Consider the following 15,770-nt stretch of genomic DNA (forward strand, 5'->3'; position numbering starts at 1 on the left):
TGCCATAGGGCTTAGCGCTAACCTAATATATAAAAATACAAATTTTGCTCTGGGATATGATATAAATTTCAATAATAAAAAATATACAGCTCATAAACCTTATCTCAAAGTTAGATTTAATTTCTAATCTGTATAACTAAAATAGAAAATAAATCCAGTATCAAATTAAATTATCTATAAATATTTAAAAATACTGGATTTATTGATATTGTTGATAGTAAGCTAATAACTCCTGAAATCAAATATTTATTAGCTTATTATCAGTCAAAATATCTGTTGCAATAGGCAAGCATGATTTTTTCTTTCAGATCATAGCTCATTGTATATACTAACACGGCTACCCTACTCTTTACTTAGAGTATTATTGTATTATTCTAATCTTATCTACTGCTTTGTAACCCAGATAAATAGAAATCTTTTCAATGATGATTGATTGCTGATAATATATCTTCATCGATAGACTAGGATTGCTCACCGAGATATATAGTATTTTAGAAGTATTATCTTTTTCATAACGAGAATAAATTTTTACAGGATAAGATATTTTATATAATTCTAACCCTACTATTTTATCCCAATTCATCACTAAGCTAGACATTGCCTTATCAGAAGATGACTTTTTTAATACTTCATCCAAAAATTGCTGTACTACATCTGCAAGTTTTATATACATAAACTAAAAATTTTAATATTCAGTATCATAATCTACATTCAATAAGTACAACGCATTCGCAGGAGCAGTAGGGCCAGCAAATTTTCTATCACATTTTTCTAATATTTCTTTCATTTTAATTGGATTCCATTTTTTTTTCCCTACTAATATTAAGCTACCTACTATATTACGTACCATTTTATACATAAATGATGGTGCTGATATATAAATTTTTATACTTTCATGATGCCTAACAACTTTAATAGATGTAATAGTCTTATATGCAGATTTTGATTGACAATGCGCTGATCTGAAAGAAGAAAAATCATGTTTACCTAATAAATAATTTGCAGCTTCCTGCATAGCTCCGGTATCAAGTGGTGATCTGATTAAATATTTTAAATCTGTATCAATAACATTGTAACTATTTCTATTAATAATTTTATATAGATAATGTCTTAATTTTGCAGAAAATCTTGCATGAAAATCCGAGGATACAATACAAGAATCAAGAATCACTATTGGATATGGCTTTAAAAAATGATTAATAGCATTCTTAAAAGAATCAACATCATAACATTTACTTAAGTCAAAATGTGCAAATTGAGCATAAGCATGTACTGATGCATCAGTTCTACCTGCTGCATATACAGTGACTAGCTCTTTAGTATATTTAAATATTGCTGTTTCTATTACTGATTGTATAGTAATACTGTTGCTCTGTTTTTGCCATCCAGAAAATGCTGTACCTAAATACTCTATTTTTACTTTATATCTATACATCGAAATATTAAAAACTTATTTAAATATTTAACGCTGAATAACGGATATTAAAATATAGTTGCTAAGATTTATAACTTAGTATCTAAAAAACTTTTCATTTGTTTAGACCTAGTAGGATGCTTTAGTTTACGTAAAGCCTTTGCTTCTATTTGTCTTATTCTTTCACGCGTAACACGAAATTGTTGCCCTACCTCTTCCAGAGTATAATCGGTATGCATACCTATACCAAACCTCATTCTCAACACCCTTTCTTCTCTAGCAGAAAGGCTAGATAATATTCTGGTTGTAGTATCTCTTAAATTTGAATGTATAGCGGCGTCAACTGGCTGTACTGCTCCTTTATCTTCTATAAAATCTCCAAGACAACCTCCATCTTCTTCACCTATAGGATTTTCTAAACTTATAGGTTCTTTAGCTACTTTTAGTACTTTACGTACCTTATCTATAGACATAGAAAGCCTATTAGATATTTCTTCTGAAGTAGGATCATAACCTATTTCATTTGCCATCTGCCTTGATGTACGTATAATTTTATTTATAGTTTCTATCATATGTACAGGGATACGGATAGTCCTTGCTTGGTCTGCAATAGACCTAGTTATTGCCTGCCTTATCCACCATGTGGCATAAGTAGAAAATTTGAATCCTCTACTATACTCAAATTTGTCTACAGCCTTCATTAACCCAATATTACCTTCTTGAATTAAATCCAAAAACTGCAATCCTCTATTAGAATATTTCTTAGCAATCGAAATAACCAATCTTAAATTAGCCTCTATCATTTCTTGTTTAGCATTACCTTTCTCTCTCTCACCCTTTTGTACCAATTGCACGATATTTTTAAACTCTTCAATAGGCAACTTAATTTTTTTAGTTAACTCACGTTGATTATTAATTATGTTATCTATAGTATTAGATTCATTATTAATAAAATTTGACCACGCGTCATTCTTTTTACTTAGCATTTTTGCTTTCCAAGATACATCAATGCCTCTTACCATATATTCTTTCAAAAACTCTTCTCGAGGGACTTTATACCGCTCTGCAATCTTCAGTAAAGATAATTCTTCATTTACTATAGAATCATTGATTTGATAAATTTCATCTAATATTTCTTCAATTTTTGATGTATTGAAGTAGCAAGATGATACATTTTCAATAATAGCTTCCAAATATTTTTGATACTTTTTATTATGTATAAGTAGCTTACTACCATCATAGTCTGCATAGTGATTGACAATTTCTTTAAATAACTTTTCACATAATACAACTATTTCACACATAATGTTAGATATCTTGGGCATTAACTCCAACTCTATAGAAGAAAGCTGTGCTTTACTGGATTCTTCAATTTCTTCATTTATGGTGCTATCATCAATATCTCTATCTTCCAAATTACTTCCTATAACTGGAGCAGAAGAAGATACTACTGCCATATCTTTACTAAGATGTGCATCAATATCTATGAGATCTCTTAGTATAATATTTTCATTTACTAGATCTTCGTACCACTTAATAAATTTTAACATCGCGGTTGGAGTAGCACACAAAGAATGCAACATTAAAATTTTACCTTCATGCATTTTTTTTGCTATTGTAATTTCACTTTCTCTAGATAAAAGCTCTACTCCTCCCATATCTCTTAAATAAAGCCTGACGGGATCATCAGTGCTACCCAAATCTTCTTCTTCACTAACTAATTCTTCATCTATCGCTACAGATTGCTGTATGGTACTAACTTCTTGGGTAGTATTAATATCAAACTTTATATTATCATCACCATCACACACTACCTGGTCTATATCGTTATCGATAAAATGCAAATCATCTTCACCCATATCTTTCATCACACTTACTTCATCGTTAAACTTCCCTTTAACATCTGAATTACTCAAATTATCTTTGTATCTTTTCGAATTATCCATATCTTAATCAATTTTGTTTAAAAAAAAATATACCAGCAAGATATAAGTACTAAAAATTATCAATAGAATCCAACTCTTTAGCTATCCTTTCAATTTCCTCTAAATATGAAGAAAGCTTTGCACATAAACTACCACTCATATTATTTTTACTATCCTCTACAAGCTTTTTATAATCCTGTTTTAATAAAATTAAATAACGCTTATTTTTAAATAATTCAAATAATTGATACGAATCACTAACTCTACGAATTGCAAAAGATATATCTAAAAACAAATCATTGGGTTTAGATACTACTAAGTATGTATCATAAAATCTAGTATTTTTTACAGATTCTTCAATAAAACTATAGCAAATCTGTGAAATTGGCTCAGTACAAGATAATTGTTCACAAATCCAATCTCTAAATTCATTCAATATATTATGTACAAAATTTATGTCCTTTATAAAATCATATATATTATTATTATACATAATTTGCGGATATTTTAATATAACAGCAAATATTGCATATTCTACAGACTCAATCTCACTATAATTTTTAATATTTGTGAGTTGAAAATCACTAATATCACTATGTTTAAGGCTTTCTTTATTAAGAATACTATTATATTTATATAATTTATTCCAAATCTGATTCTTAAAATATCTTCTAAAATTTATACATAAACTTCTATCTTTAATATTTGTACAATACTGCATCAGTTTATCATATAATACTGCCTTGCTTTCTGCATTCTCATGCAATAGAGCATTAGAATGATGCTTGCCTGTATAACAGCTCAAATAATTTTTATATTCAATTTTCCAAATCATTTGAGATAAAGTTAATCTATTTTTTATCAATCCAAAAAATAATTGACCATTATTAGAACTTACTATATCACTTGGATCAACAGAATCACCTAATTCTATAAAAGATATTTTTTTGTTAATAGTAATACATGGTAACAAATTTTGTATTAGTTTATCGCGTGCTCTATTCCCTGCTATATCCCCATCAAAACAAATAACCACTTCGTCTGTATATTTCCATATATTATATAAATGTGCTTCTGTAAATGCAGTCCCCAGGATTGCCACACAAGATTCTATACCTAATTTACTAAGAGATATTACATCTAAATAACCTTCTACAACTAGTATAAATTCAGATTTAGGTTTATTGATTATATCCTCAGGCTTTCTGTAAAGAATATTACCTTTTTTAAATACCAATGTTTCAGGAGAATTTAAATATTTCGGGTATTGTGAATCACATAAAACCCTACCTCCAAACCCTACTATTCTACCTCTATCATTGCTGATAGGGAAAATAATACGATTAGAAAATATTTCATAATATCTTCCATTTTTGTTCTTAGCAACTAAACCAGCATGAATTAAATCATCAATTTTTACAGATTTATCAGAAAAAAACTTTATTAACTCATTATTGCCAGCAGCGAATCCTATAGAAAATTTTTCTATTGCTGAATCATCTAATCCTCTTTTGAATAAATAAGATTTAACATTTGCATTTAATTTTGATTGAAAAAATCTTGCTGCTAGCTCGAGAATATTATAGGCTTTGTCATATAAATCAGGATTTTTGCTATTTATACTATTTGCAGTCTTAGACTCATATCTAGGAATACTGATATTATACTCTCTTGCAATTAATACTGCAGACTCTTTATAACTGATAGACTGTAAAGAAGAGATAAACTTAATAACATCTCCATGTGCATGACAACCAAAACAATGGTAAAATCCCTTTTGATCATTAACAGTAAATGAAGCTGTTTTTTCATTATGAAATGGACACAACCCAATATACTCCCTACCCTTTTTATCTAACCTTAATTTTCTCCTTATAACATCTGAAATCAAAACCTTACTGCGCAGATTGTCATAAAAATCTAACAATGTCTCCATGCAAATCCAAACTATACTGAAGAAAACACCAATGCAAGACCTGCACTAACTACCTACATACGCTACACAAGATCTGAGCCTATACGGTTTATTCTAACATAAATACATAATTTGTACATATTTTATTATATCAACACATATAATTGAAGTGTTTAAGTGGATTATCTAATTTTCATAATTATTAAAAATTCCAAATAATATAAATAATTATCTTGAATATATAGATCAGTTTACATAGAATATCGCTAGTGCATCTGTTGCATGCATTAATATGCAGTAATGTTAGCTTTAACCTGGTGAATTTTATGTATCGCTTCCCTATTACAAAAAAAGGACTTGATAGTTTAAAAGCAGAAATCAAAAAATTAAAAACTCACGATAGACAAGATGTTATCAAAGATATAGCAGTAGCAAGAGCGTTCGGTGATTTATCAGAAAATGCTGAATATAAGGCTGCTAAAGAAAAACAATCTTTTATTGAAGGTAAAATTTCTGATCTGGAAAAAAAGTTAGCAAATGCTGAAGTAATAGATGTGTCATCTCTTTCCAATGAGAGTATAAAATTTGGAGCTACCGTGAAATTATTTGAAAATGATACTGAAAATGAAGTCACATATAGTATAGTTAGTACATATGAGGCTAATCTAGAAAAATGCAAGATATCTGTTAGCTCACCCATAGCTAGAGCTTTGATAGGTAAGTCAGTAGGGGATTTAATAGATGTCAAAACACCTAAGGGTTATAAGTCTTATGAAGTAATTGAAATATCTTACTGTGAGTAGATAATACAAAAAATGTTGTTGTTACTGCAGATACAATCATTTACTTAAAAATATCAAATACCTTTATATCTCTAGAATTTCTAGATAATTTTCTACACAATGATAAAAATTCTCATTAAATACTTTCCTCACTTTTGAATATTCTATTTTGCTGTATTCTCGTGTTTTAAATAATCTGAACAATTAGTTAGAGTATCTATCAGTTGGCGTATCCCTACCGAAAAGTGGGTAATACACTCTGCTAGATTCCACCTTCTTTCAGAAGGCTTACATATTCCGTAATAGAGCAAAATTAACCAGCTATTATGTTAAATAAAAATATATCTCTATATTATATCAACTACTACTCAAACTTAGTATATCTATTATAAATACTAATTCTGATGCTTGTTCTTTGAGGTACTCAAATCTTTTAGAAGTCCCTGAATGTCCAGAATCCATTTTGATCTTAAATAAGATAAGATTGTTATCTGTCTTGTTATGGCGTAGCCGTGCTACCCATTTTGCAGCTTCCCAATAACCTACCCTAGTATCGAATAATCCTGCTGTTACATATATATGAGGATATTCTTGGTGAACAATATTATCATAGGGAGAATATGATCTAATATATTCAAAATACTGTTTTTCTTTAGGATTTCCCCATTCACAAAATTCACCACTGGTTAAAGGTAAAGTTTCATCAAGCATTGTATTTAAAACATCTACAAAAGGCACATGAGAAATTGCAGCTTTATACAGATCCGGTCTCTGATTAATGACATTTCCTATTAGCATACCACCAGCGCTACTACCGGAAATAACAATTTTTTTACTAGAAGTATATTTTTGGCTAATAAGATATTCTGAAACATTAATATAATCTATAAAACTGTTATTTTTAGATAAAAATTTAGCAGATTCATACCACTGACGTCCTAAATCTCCTCCTCCTCTAACATGTGCTACAGCATATACAAAACCCCTATCCGCAAGAGATACAGCAAAATTACTAAAAGATACCGGAGCAGAAATCCCATAAGACCCATATCCATATAAATACAGCATATTACTACCATCACCTTTAAATAAAGACTTTTTATAGAAAATGGTGACAGGAATTTTTATATTTCCATTATTATCCGTAAAAATTCTTTCTAAATGGTACTGATCTCTGTCAAATCCAGCAGGGATCTCTGTTTTTTTTAATATATATTTTTTATTAATTTTACTATCATATCTATATATTGTGAGTGGAGATCTTAAAGATGAATATAAAATTCTTATATCGTCTTCAATAAAATTTGTTGAAAATACGCTAGCAGTAAAGATTTCATCATCAAAATCGATAATATTTTCACTAGAATCTTTAAGACTAACAATAACTATTTTTGGTACTCCAACTACTTTGTACTGTAATAATAGATAATGCGCAGTAATAGTAAAATTCGCTAAATATTTCAATGAATCTTCTTTAATGTAAACTGACCAATCTGCATCAGATTTATATTCTGCAATAGCTAGCTTTAGGATATGAAAATTTTCAGCCTGATCATTTGTTAACATATAAAAATAATTTCCACTATGTTCTATATCATATGTAATAGATTGCTTTCTAGTTTTTATCAAATTAGGAGTAAAATCATCACCAACCAGGGATATAAAATATATCTGATTATTATCATGGCCCTGCACATCGAGAAATAAAAATTCTTCACTTTGAGATTTAGAAATAGATATAAAATATAAATCATTTACTTCTTCAAAAATCAGTCTATCTGGTATATTTTTACTATATAATGCGTGGTAAAAAACTTTTTGTTGTTTCCAGTTATTGTCTACTAATAAATAAAAAATACCATCTGACTGTCTATTCCAAATTACAGAAGATGATGAATTATGTATTCTATTGCTCAAATACTTGCGTGTAACTAAATCCAATATCTTAATAACATATTTTTCTTGCCCGGATATATCGACTGAATATGCTAACAATCTATGATCAGGGCTTACAGATACAGAACCTATCTGAAAAAAGCTATGTCCCTTAGATAACTCATTAATATCTAGGTATATTTCTTCTGCTGATTCTAGTGAATATCGTTTACGACAATAGATTGGGTAATCCTTATCTTCTTCAGTCCTTACATAATAATAGTAATCATCTTTTTTGCTATATGCAGATTGATCACTCAATTTAATTCTATTTTTTAATTCACAGAATAACTTTTCCTGTTCTTGATAAAAGTGATCAAAAATTTTTGTGCAATAACTATTTTCAGCTTTCAAATAATGCTGGATCTCACTATCAACCAATTTTTTTTGAGGCCAACCATTATAACGTAACCAATAATATTCATCTAGGATTTGCGTTCCATGGATAGTAACTTCTCTATTTTTCCTTTTAGCTAAAGGAAATTGACTTAATTCTGATTTAATCATATTTAAATATCCCCTGTTTTTCTTAGTTTATTAATAAAATTTATAAAATCCTGCATTGTAAGGAAATCTTTATACACAGAAGCAAATCTGATACATGCTACCGGATCCACCACACTTAATTTTTCTATAACTAATTGCCCTATTTTATGAGTGTGAATTTCATTCAAATTAGCTGTTTCTATTTTTAATACAACATCATTTACTAATTCTTCAATAATTTTATCTGAAATATTGCGCTTACGCATCGATGTAACAACCGACTTAAATATTTTCTCTCTATCAAAAATTCTCTTATATCCTGTGCGCTTTATAACAGTTAATTCTCTAAATCTTATGCGCTCAATCGTAGTAAATCTATAACTACACTCGGTACACTCTCTGCGTCTCTTTACTCCGCTATTATTTTCTGTAGCTCTTGAATCCCTTACTATATTTTTTGTGCTATTACAACTAGGACATTTCATATTTTATCTATAACATAAATTGTTAAACTTTAGGAAAAATAGGAAATTTTTCAGTCATAGATAATATTTTGTGTTTAGATCTATTTTCTATATACTGAATCTCAGATGGTGAAGAATCAGATTTTAATACGTCTAATACATCTGCAATAATATCAGCTACAAATTTTATATCATTTTGCTTCAAACCCCTAGTGGTGCAAGCAGCTGTACCCAATCTGATCCCAGAAGTAATATTAGGAGGATTCTTATCATAAGGAATAGCATTTTTATTTGTAACAATACCAGCTCTATCTAGTGAATCAGCGGTAACACTACCATATAAATTATATGTGCTAAGATCCAATACTACCATATGATTATCTGTACCCCCGGTTATACTACAATATCCTCTAGATTCAAGGGATTTAGATAGCATCTTAGCATTATCTATAACATCTGAGATATAGCTAACAAAATTAATATCTAAAGCTTCCTTAAACGCCACCGCCTTAGATGCAATAATATGCATTAATGGACCACCTTGTATCCCAGGGAATACAGATCTATTTAACTTATTAATCATATCTTGACTATTGGATAATATCATACCACCTCTTGGCCCCCTTAAAGTCTTATGAGTTGTAGTAGTAATAACATCTGCATACTGAGCAGGATTAGAATGGTGCCCAGTGGCTACTAAACCTGAAATATGAGAAATATCTGCTAATAGCAAAGAACCAGATTTATCACAGATTTCCCTAAATTTTTTGAAGTCAATTTTACGTGTATAACAAGAATATCCTGCAATAATCAACTTAGGTTTATATTTAAGTGCCAATTCCTCTATCTGATTATAGTCAATTAGATGCGTGTTAGGATCAACATTATAAGAAATAGACTTAAACCATTTACCAGATAAATTTACTTTTGAACCATGAGTTAAATGACCTCCAGAGTTAAGAGACATACCCATAATAATGTCTCCTGGATTTAATAAAGCAAAAAATACTGCTTGGTTAGCTTGAGAACCAGAGTGAGGCTGTACATTAGCATAGTTGCACTTAAACAGTTGTTTTGCCCTGTCAATTGCTATCATTTCTATCTGATCTACTACATCACACCCACAATAATATCTTTTCCCGGGATAACCTTCTGCATATTTATTTGTTAAAACAGAAGCTTGAGCCTCCAATACATAACGACTTACAAAATTTTCCGAGGCTATCATTTCTAACATCTGATGCTGCCTAGATGTTTCTAATTTTATCAAATCACTAATCTCAGGATCAAAATTATCTAATGTTAGTTTTTTCAATGGCATTTTGTTATCAATTTGATATTAATCAGTAATAATAAAATATAAGTAACTTCTATATTGAATATTTGTTATGCAATATTGGATGTATTTACTTTAATATTCAGCTAAACCACAATGATAACTATTCTAATTAAATATATCAATTAATATTAGCTATCAGGTCTTATGAAAGTTAAATTATAACTGTCAGAATATCTATTAACAAATCTATAACCATCTTCATGAAATTTTTTTATAGATTCAAGATCAGTAATCTTATTTCTAACTATAAAATTACTCATCAAACCACGTGCTTTCTTTGCAAATATGCCAATATTTTTGATTTGATTTACAGATTGTTGCCTAAAATTGATATTTATTACAGGAACGGATATATATCTACTATCTAAAACACTAGAATATTCCTTTGAAGCTAAATTAAGAATAAATTGATAATGATTATTTTTTGTATATTGGTTTAAAAATTTTGATATCAACTCTTTCCAGTACTGGGATAATTTACTTGGTATTAAACCAGGTATCTTGGCTTGCATTTCAAGTCTATACGGAGAAATCATATTAAGTGGATATAGTAACCCGTATAAACCTGAAATTATTAGAAAATGTGACTGCAAAAATTCAAGATGAGCCTGGTTAAAAGATTCCGGATTAATATCCTTATATACATCCCCCTTATATGCAAATATTGCCATTTTTGATTCAGCATTCTTAAAATTTTGAAATCTTTGAAAATTACAATCAGCTAATCTCTTACTAACATTTAAAATCTTCTGTAAATCATCCTGATTAAAATTTCTTAGTATATCCAATAAATTCTGAGTTTCATTATAAAAAATATGATTACCAATTACTAAATCATCAGGAATGTTATATGAAGTAAAATCCATAGTTTTAGCAGAAGAAATAATAACAACCATAAATCTATACTAACAGATTAAACATTTTATCATAAAATACTAAACTTAATCAGCCCTAGACTTAGCGCGTTTTACCATCAAGTAATTAAATTCTGCACCTAGTATGTAGAAAAAATTTACTACCTGAAAGAATATAAGAGTGATTATAATACTTGCAAGTGAACCATAAATAAGGCTCAACTTGTTATAATATATAATATATCTGGAGAGTAATCTTGCGCTAAAAAACCATAAAAATAAAGTAAGTACAGCCCCAGGTACTACTTCTAAAAAATTAAGCTTTGTATTAGGAATAATATAATAAGATCCACAAATAGATAAAAATAGAAATAAAAATAGAAATATATATCTGGTGTATACTAGTAAATCATGATAGTGACCGATAAGAATTTGAATATCTGGAATTTTTTTCACTATTATTGGTATTAATACTACTACCAATATTGTCGCTATAATAAATAAACTTATCAAAAAAAATTGTACTATACTTAATAATCTTCTAAAAAAATAATTGGGCAAAGATGTAATATTATATACTCTATTTAATATTGTACGCAAACACTCCACAAAAGATGATGATGTCCAAATATTACCCAAAATGGCCAAAGTTAGCAAGCTTCTTGGAGGAGAAGAAATTAATCCGTTAATAGCATTACTAAGGTCAGCAGATGATTCTGGCATCGAACTGATCAGTATCTCTGTGAACTGTGCTCGCAATTCATTTGCTCCAATAAAATTGGTAATTGTTAATATAAAAATAGTGAAAGGAAATATAGATAAAAATATCATAAAGGCCATATATCCAGCATGTTCTATTGCATCATGCTCTACAGCACTTAAGACAGCACAATAAAGATTTCTCAATATCTTATAGAAAAAATTCATAAAAGCTTATCTAACAATAACGTAAAACACCCCATCCCATTTTATACCATTTTAGCATTTCATATAACAAGTTACAAATATTGATATTAAAAATATAGAAAATCAGTTACTTCACTAAAGCATTTGAATGAGCTTAATAAAAATCTTTAGCAAAATAGATAGAAAAACAGCAGAAGCTAATCCAAATAACCATAAAATAATAAACCAAATCCACTGTCTATATCGTTTAATACATTGTGCCATGAGTAGCTTTATCTCTAAATACATAATATATATACCCAGTATAACAAAGAATTATGGGTATAATCAACACTACACCTATTAGAGCTATAGATTGAGATTCACTAGATGCTGATGCCTCTATTATAGAAATTTTATAAGGCACTATCCATGGCCATAAGCTAATAATAATCCCTATATATCCGAGTATGAACAAGCAAATACTAAATATGAATGGCAATTTTTCATCATATCTTTCTATAGATTTTATTAAAAATAATACTACTAATATCACCAATATTGGTATAATTGAAAGATATATTATATTAGGAAAACTAAACCAACGATAAAATATCTGATCATGAATAAAAGGAACCCACAAACTAACTATGATCATAAACATAACTACGTATATCGTAGAATACACAGATGTTTTTCGGGCCCAACTTTGAGTGCTATATTCAGTTTTCATAATTAACCAAGTACTACCTAGCAGGGCATATCCAAATATTAACGCTATACCAGTCATAACAGAAAAACCAGTGATCACATGATACTCTCCAGAATATTCGTTAATATCTATACCTTGTACAATACACCCAAGTAACATTCCTTGAAAAAATGCTACAAATATCGATCCAAAATGGAATACATACTCCCAAATTTGCCTAACTTTATTAAGTGATTTAGATCGAAACTCAAATGCTGTCCCCCTAAATATCAAAGATATTAACATTAAATGGATAGGAATATATAACTTAGATGTGATTATTGAATACGCAAGAGGAAATGACATAAATAAACTAGTCCCACCAAGAACCAACCAGGTTTCATTACCATCCCAAAAAGGTGCCATAGAGTTAAGCATTTTATCTCTACATAAACTGCTAGGAGCAAAAGGCAACAATATACCAATACCTAAATCAAATCCATCCAAAATCACGTAAAATAACACTATACAAGCTAATATTACAACCCATATTACTGGCAAATTTAGATATTTTTCAAAATTCAACATAAAATCAGACTAAACTACCATGTTTTGATTATAATCGATCACAATTATTTTTTAAGAAAGAATATATCAGCTATAGGCTGGTATCCAAAACTCTTGCTAGTGTAAGAACTTCTCAAATTGCTACCACTTAATATTAAACTGATGATATAATAACTCCCTAGCCCAAAAATAATAAAATACACTACTAAAAATAGTAGCAATGATATAGAAATTTGTTTTATATCAATTCTAGAAACCATATCAACAGTACGCAATACCCCATATACAATATAGGGTTGCCTACCGATTTCAGTAACAAACCACCCTGATAATATAGCAATGAAACCAGATGGAGTTAACAGCATACAATAATAACGGAACCAATTTGAATTAAATAAAGTTTTGCGTAAAAACAATAATAAAAATATTATAGATGCTATTATCATCAATATCCCTATTCCTACCATTATTCTAAAGGCAAAAAATATAATCTTTGAAGGAGGCCTATCTTTTTTTTGCCAATTTTTTAGACCTTTTACTTCCCCATCAAAACTTCTAGTCAATATCAAGCTTGCCAAATTTTTTATCTCTAAAGGATATCTTAATATTTCTGCTTCATCATCTGGTACCCCAAATATTCTTAACGCTGCAGATTTTTCATTTTCATATATGCCTTCTATTGCAGCTATCTTAGCTGGTTGATATTTTAGACTATTTATACCATGGGCATCACCTAACAACAATTGTAATGGAGCACATATAACTATTACAAACATAGACATCAAAAACATTATTTTTGCTTGAGGAATAAATTTTTTGCGCCATAAGTAATATGATGAAATTCCACTAACTGTAAATGCTGTAGTGAGGTAACATGCAACAATCATATGGGAAAATCTATAAGGAAATGAAGGATTAAATATAATTTTTAACCAACTGTTTGGCAGCAGTAATCCATTTTCTGAAATTGTAAATCCTTGTGGGGTATGCATCCAGCTATTAGCTGATAATACCCAAAATGCCGAAATTATTGTTCCTAAAGCTACGATAATAGTAGATACGAAATGCATTTTTTTACTGACCTTATTCCAACCAAAAAGCATAATACCCAAGAAACTAGCTTCCAAAAAAAATGCAGTCAGAACTTCATAACCCAATAACGGACCAACTATATTACCAGCATAATAAGAAAAATTAGACCAGTTAGTACCAACTTGATAAGACATAACAACACCAGATACCACGCCCATAGCAAAAGTAATAGCAAAAATTCTTACCCAAAATTTATATATTTCTTTATATATAGGATGCTTAATAATTAGCCACATAGCTTCAAGTACAGCAAGCCAGCTTGCTAAACCAATCGTAAAAGCAGGAAATAAAATATGGAAACTGATAGTAAACGCAAATTGTATTCTAGATAATAATTCGGTAGTAAAAACAAACATTTTGTCAATTTTTATTGAATATTCCACGCATAATACACAAATACACGCAGACCAAAACACACATATAGCAAAACACACATAAACCAAAAAAATATAGGTAAACTAATCAAAATGTGGTGGAGATGGAGGGAATTGAACCCACGACACCCTGCGTGCAAGGCAGGTGCTCTACCACTGAGCTACACCCCCGTATTTTATAATTCACTAAAACATGATAAGACTATATAAACACATTATCTGTGATAATGTCAATTTGAATCAGTAATTAATTCTTGATTACTTACTTTACTGATATTTTTTAAATTAAAATTATAACTTTCTTTACCCAAGGGGTATAACGTGATAATTGTGAATAGCCGACGCATTATAATACTATTAATCTCTCATTATCGATATGCTATCATTAAATTTCATATCTCTTCATGTTAGTAATAGAAAATTATTTGACAAGATAGCTATAACATTTTTACCTTCTTCAATTGTTGTGATAAAAGGAGAAAATGGCGCAGGTAAAACATCCCTATTAAGGATAATAGCTGGGATACAATCTCCAAGCCAAGGTAATGTAATATACAAACATCGGTATATTTCTCATAAAAATTCTCCATATCCATATTGCAATTATATCGCTCATAACTTAGCTGTTAAATTTGAACTTACAGTATTTGAAAATATCAAATTTTGGTCAAATTTGTATAACACAGAACAACTAATTAAACCAGCTGTTAAATATTTTGCACTTGAAAAAATATTACATAATAGCTGTAGCAGTTTATCTTATGGGAATTTGAAAAAACTCGTACTAACAAGACTAATATTAATTGAAACAGATTTGTGGTTATTAGATGAAATTGACAGTAATCTAGATGATATAAATTTTAGGTTGTTATATGATCTGATAATTACTAAAGCCCAAAGCAATGCTATCATACTTATTGTAACACACAGCAATAAGTTCAATGAATTACTAAAACAATCTTTAATAAAAGATATCAGGATATATACATTGTATCTCCAACATAATTCTTGGAATATAATTTAGGATATAATAAATAATCATTCATA

General features: G+C 29.2%; 13 protein-coding genes and 1 tRNA gene. 2 read left to right on the forward strand and 12 right to left on the reverse strand.

The window, feature by feature from the left end:
* Positions 1–361 precede the first annotated feature (361 nt).
* The 4 genes from IHI24_RS04105 to dnaG form a co-directional block, all read right to left on the reverse strand.
* Positions 362–673 (reverse strand): DUF721 domain-containing protein, encoded by a 312-nt coding sequence (locus tag IHI24_RS04105; protein WP_194966796.1) that lies wholly within the window; start codon positions 671–673, stop codon positions 362–364.
* 12 nt (positions 674–685) lie between these two features.
* Entirely contained in the window at positions 686–1,435 is a 750-nt protein-coding gene (truA, locus tag IHI24_RS04110; protein ID WP_194966797.1) for a tRNA pseudouridine(38-40) synthase TruA, read from the reverse strand.
* Between the two features lie 68 nt (positions 1,436–1,503).
* Positions 1,504–3,360, reverse strand: a complete 1,857-nt coding sequence (gene rpoD, locus IHI24_RS04115; protein ID WP_194966798.1) for an RNA polymerase sigma factor RpoD — start codon at positions 3,358–3,360, stop codon at positions 1,504–1,506.
* Between the two features lie 49 nt (positions 3,361–3,409).
* Entirely contained in the window at positions 3,410–5,275 is a 1,866-nt protein-coding gene (gene dnaG / locus IHI24_RS04120; RefSeq protein WP_194966799.1) for a DNA primase, read from the reverse strand.
* Between the two features lie 305 nt (positions 5,276–5,580).
* Here dnaG and greA point away from each other — a divergent pair, with 305 nt between their 5' ends.
* Positions 5,581–6,057 (forward strand): transcription elongation factor GreA, encoded by a 477-nt coding sequence (greA, locus tag IHI24_RS04125; protein WP_194966800.1) that lies wholly within the window; start codon positions 5,581–5,583, stop codon positions 6,055–6,057.
* Positions 6,058–6,393: 336 nt separating this feature from the next.
* On the opposite strand, the gene IHI24_RS04130 is transcribed toward greA, so the two are convergent.
* The 8 genes from IHI24_RS04130 to IHI24_RS04165 all read right to left on the reverse strand — a co-directional run bounded on the left by IHI24_RS04130 (position 6,394) and on the right by IHI24_RS04165 (position 14,894).
* Positions 6,394–8,478: a S9 family peptidase gene (locus IHI24_RS04130; protein ID WP_194966801.1), complete on the reverse strand. Its 2,085-nt coding sequence runs from the start codon at positions 8,476–8,478 to the stop codon at positions 6,394–6,396.
* A 2-nt stretch (positions 8,479–8,480) separates the two neighbouring features.
* A complete protein-coding gene (nrdR, locus tag IHI24_RS04135; protein ID WP_194966802.1) occupies positions 8,481–8,942 on the reverse strand; it encodes a transcriptional regulator NrdR in 462 nt (153 codons plus the stop codon).
* Positions 8,943–8,964: 22 nt separating this feature from the next.
* The gene (glyA, locus tag IHI24_RS04140) at positions 8,965–10,242 is read right to left on the reverse strand and encodes a serine hydroxymethyltransferase (RefSeq protein ID WP_194966803.1); all 1,278 of its coding nucleotides are present in this window, start codon (positions 10,240–10,242) and stop codon (positions 8,965–8,967) included.
* 146 nt (positions 10,243–10,388) lie between these two features.
* Positions 10,389–11,156 carry a YaaA family protein gene (locus IHI24_RS04145; protein WP_194966804.1) on the reverse strand — a complete coding sequence of 256 codons (768 nt, stop codon included), beginning with the start codon at positions 11,154–11,156 and terminating at the stop codon, positions 10,389–10,391.
* Positions 11,157–11,201: 45 nt separating this feature from the next.
* Positions 11,202–12,041, reverse strand: coding sequence for a YihY/virulence factor BrkB family protein (locus IHI24_RS04150; protein ID WP_194966805.1), 840 nt, complete (start codon positions 12,039–12,041; stop codon positions 11,202–11,204).
* Between the two features lie 226 nt (positions 12,042–12,267).
* Positions 12,268–13,278, reverse strand: coding sequence for a cytochrome d ubiquinol oxidase subunit II (gene cydB, locus IHI24_RS04155; RefSeq protein ID WP_194966806.1), 1,011 nt, complete (start codon positions 13,276–13,278; stop codon positions 12,268–12,270).
* A 44-nt stretch (positions 13,279–13,322) separates the two neighbouring features.
* Complete coding sequence (locus IHI24_RS04160; protein ID WP_194966807.1) at positions 13,323–14,705, reverse strand: cytochrome ubiquinol oxidase subunit I; 1,383 nt, start codon at positions 14,703–14,705, stop codon at positions 13,323–13,325.
* Positions 14,706–14,819: 114 nt separating this feature from the next.
* Positions 14,820–14,894: transfer RNA gene (locus IHI24_RS04165), tRNA-Ala, on the reverse strand.
* 205 nt (positions 14,895–15,099) lie between these two features.
* Between IHI24_RS04165 and ccmA the strand changes: the two genes are divergently transcribed.
* Positions 15,100–15,747, forward strand: coding sequence for a heme ABC exporter ATP-binding protein CcmA (gene ccmA / locus IHI24_RS04170; protein ID WP_407690727.1), 648 nt, complete (start codon positions 15,100–15,102; stop codon positions 15,745–15,747).
* The last annotated feature ends 23 nt before the right edge of the window (positions 15,748–15,770 follow it).

It is taken from the genome of Rickettsia endosymbiont of Cardiosporidium cionae (genome assembly GCF_015476335.1).
In the GTDB taxonomy this organism is placed as follows: domain Bacteria; phylum Pseudomonadota; class Alphaproteobacteria; order Rickettsiales; family Rickettsiaceae; genus JADHZC01.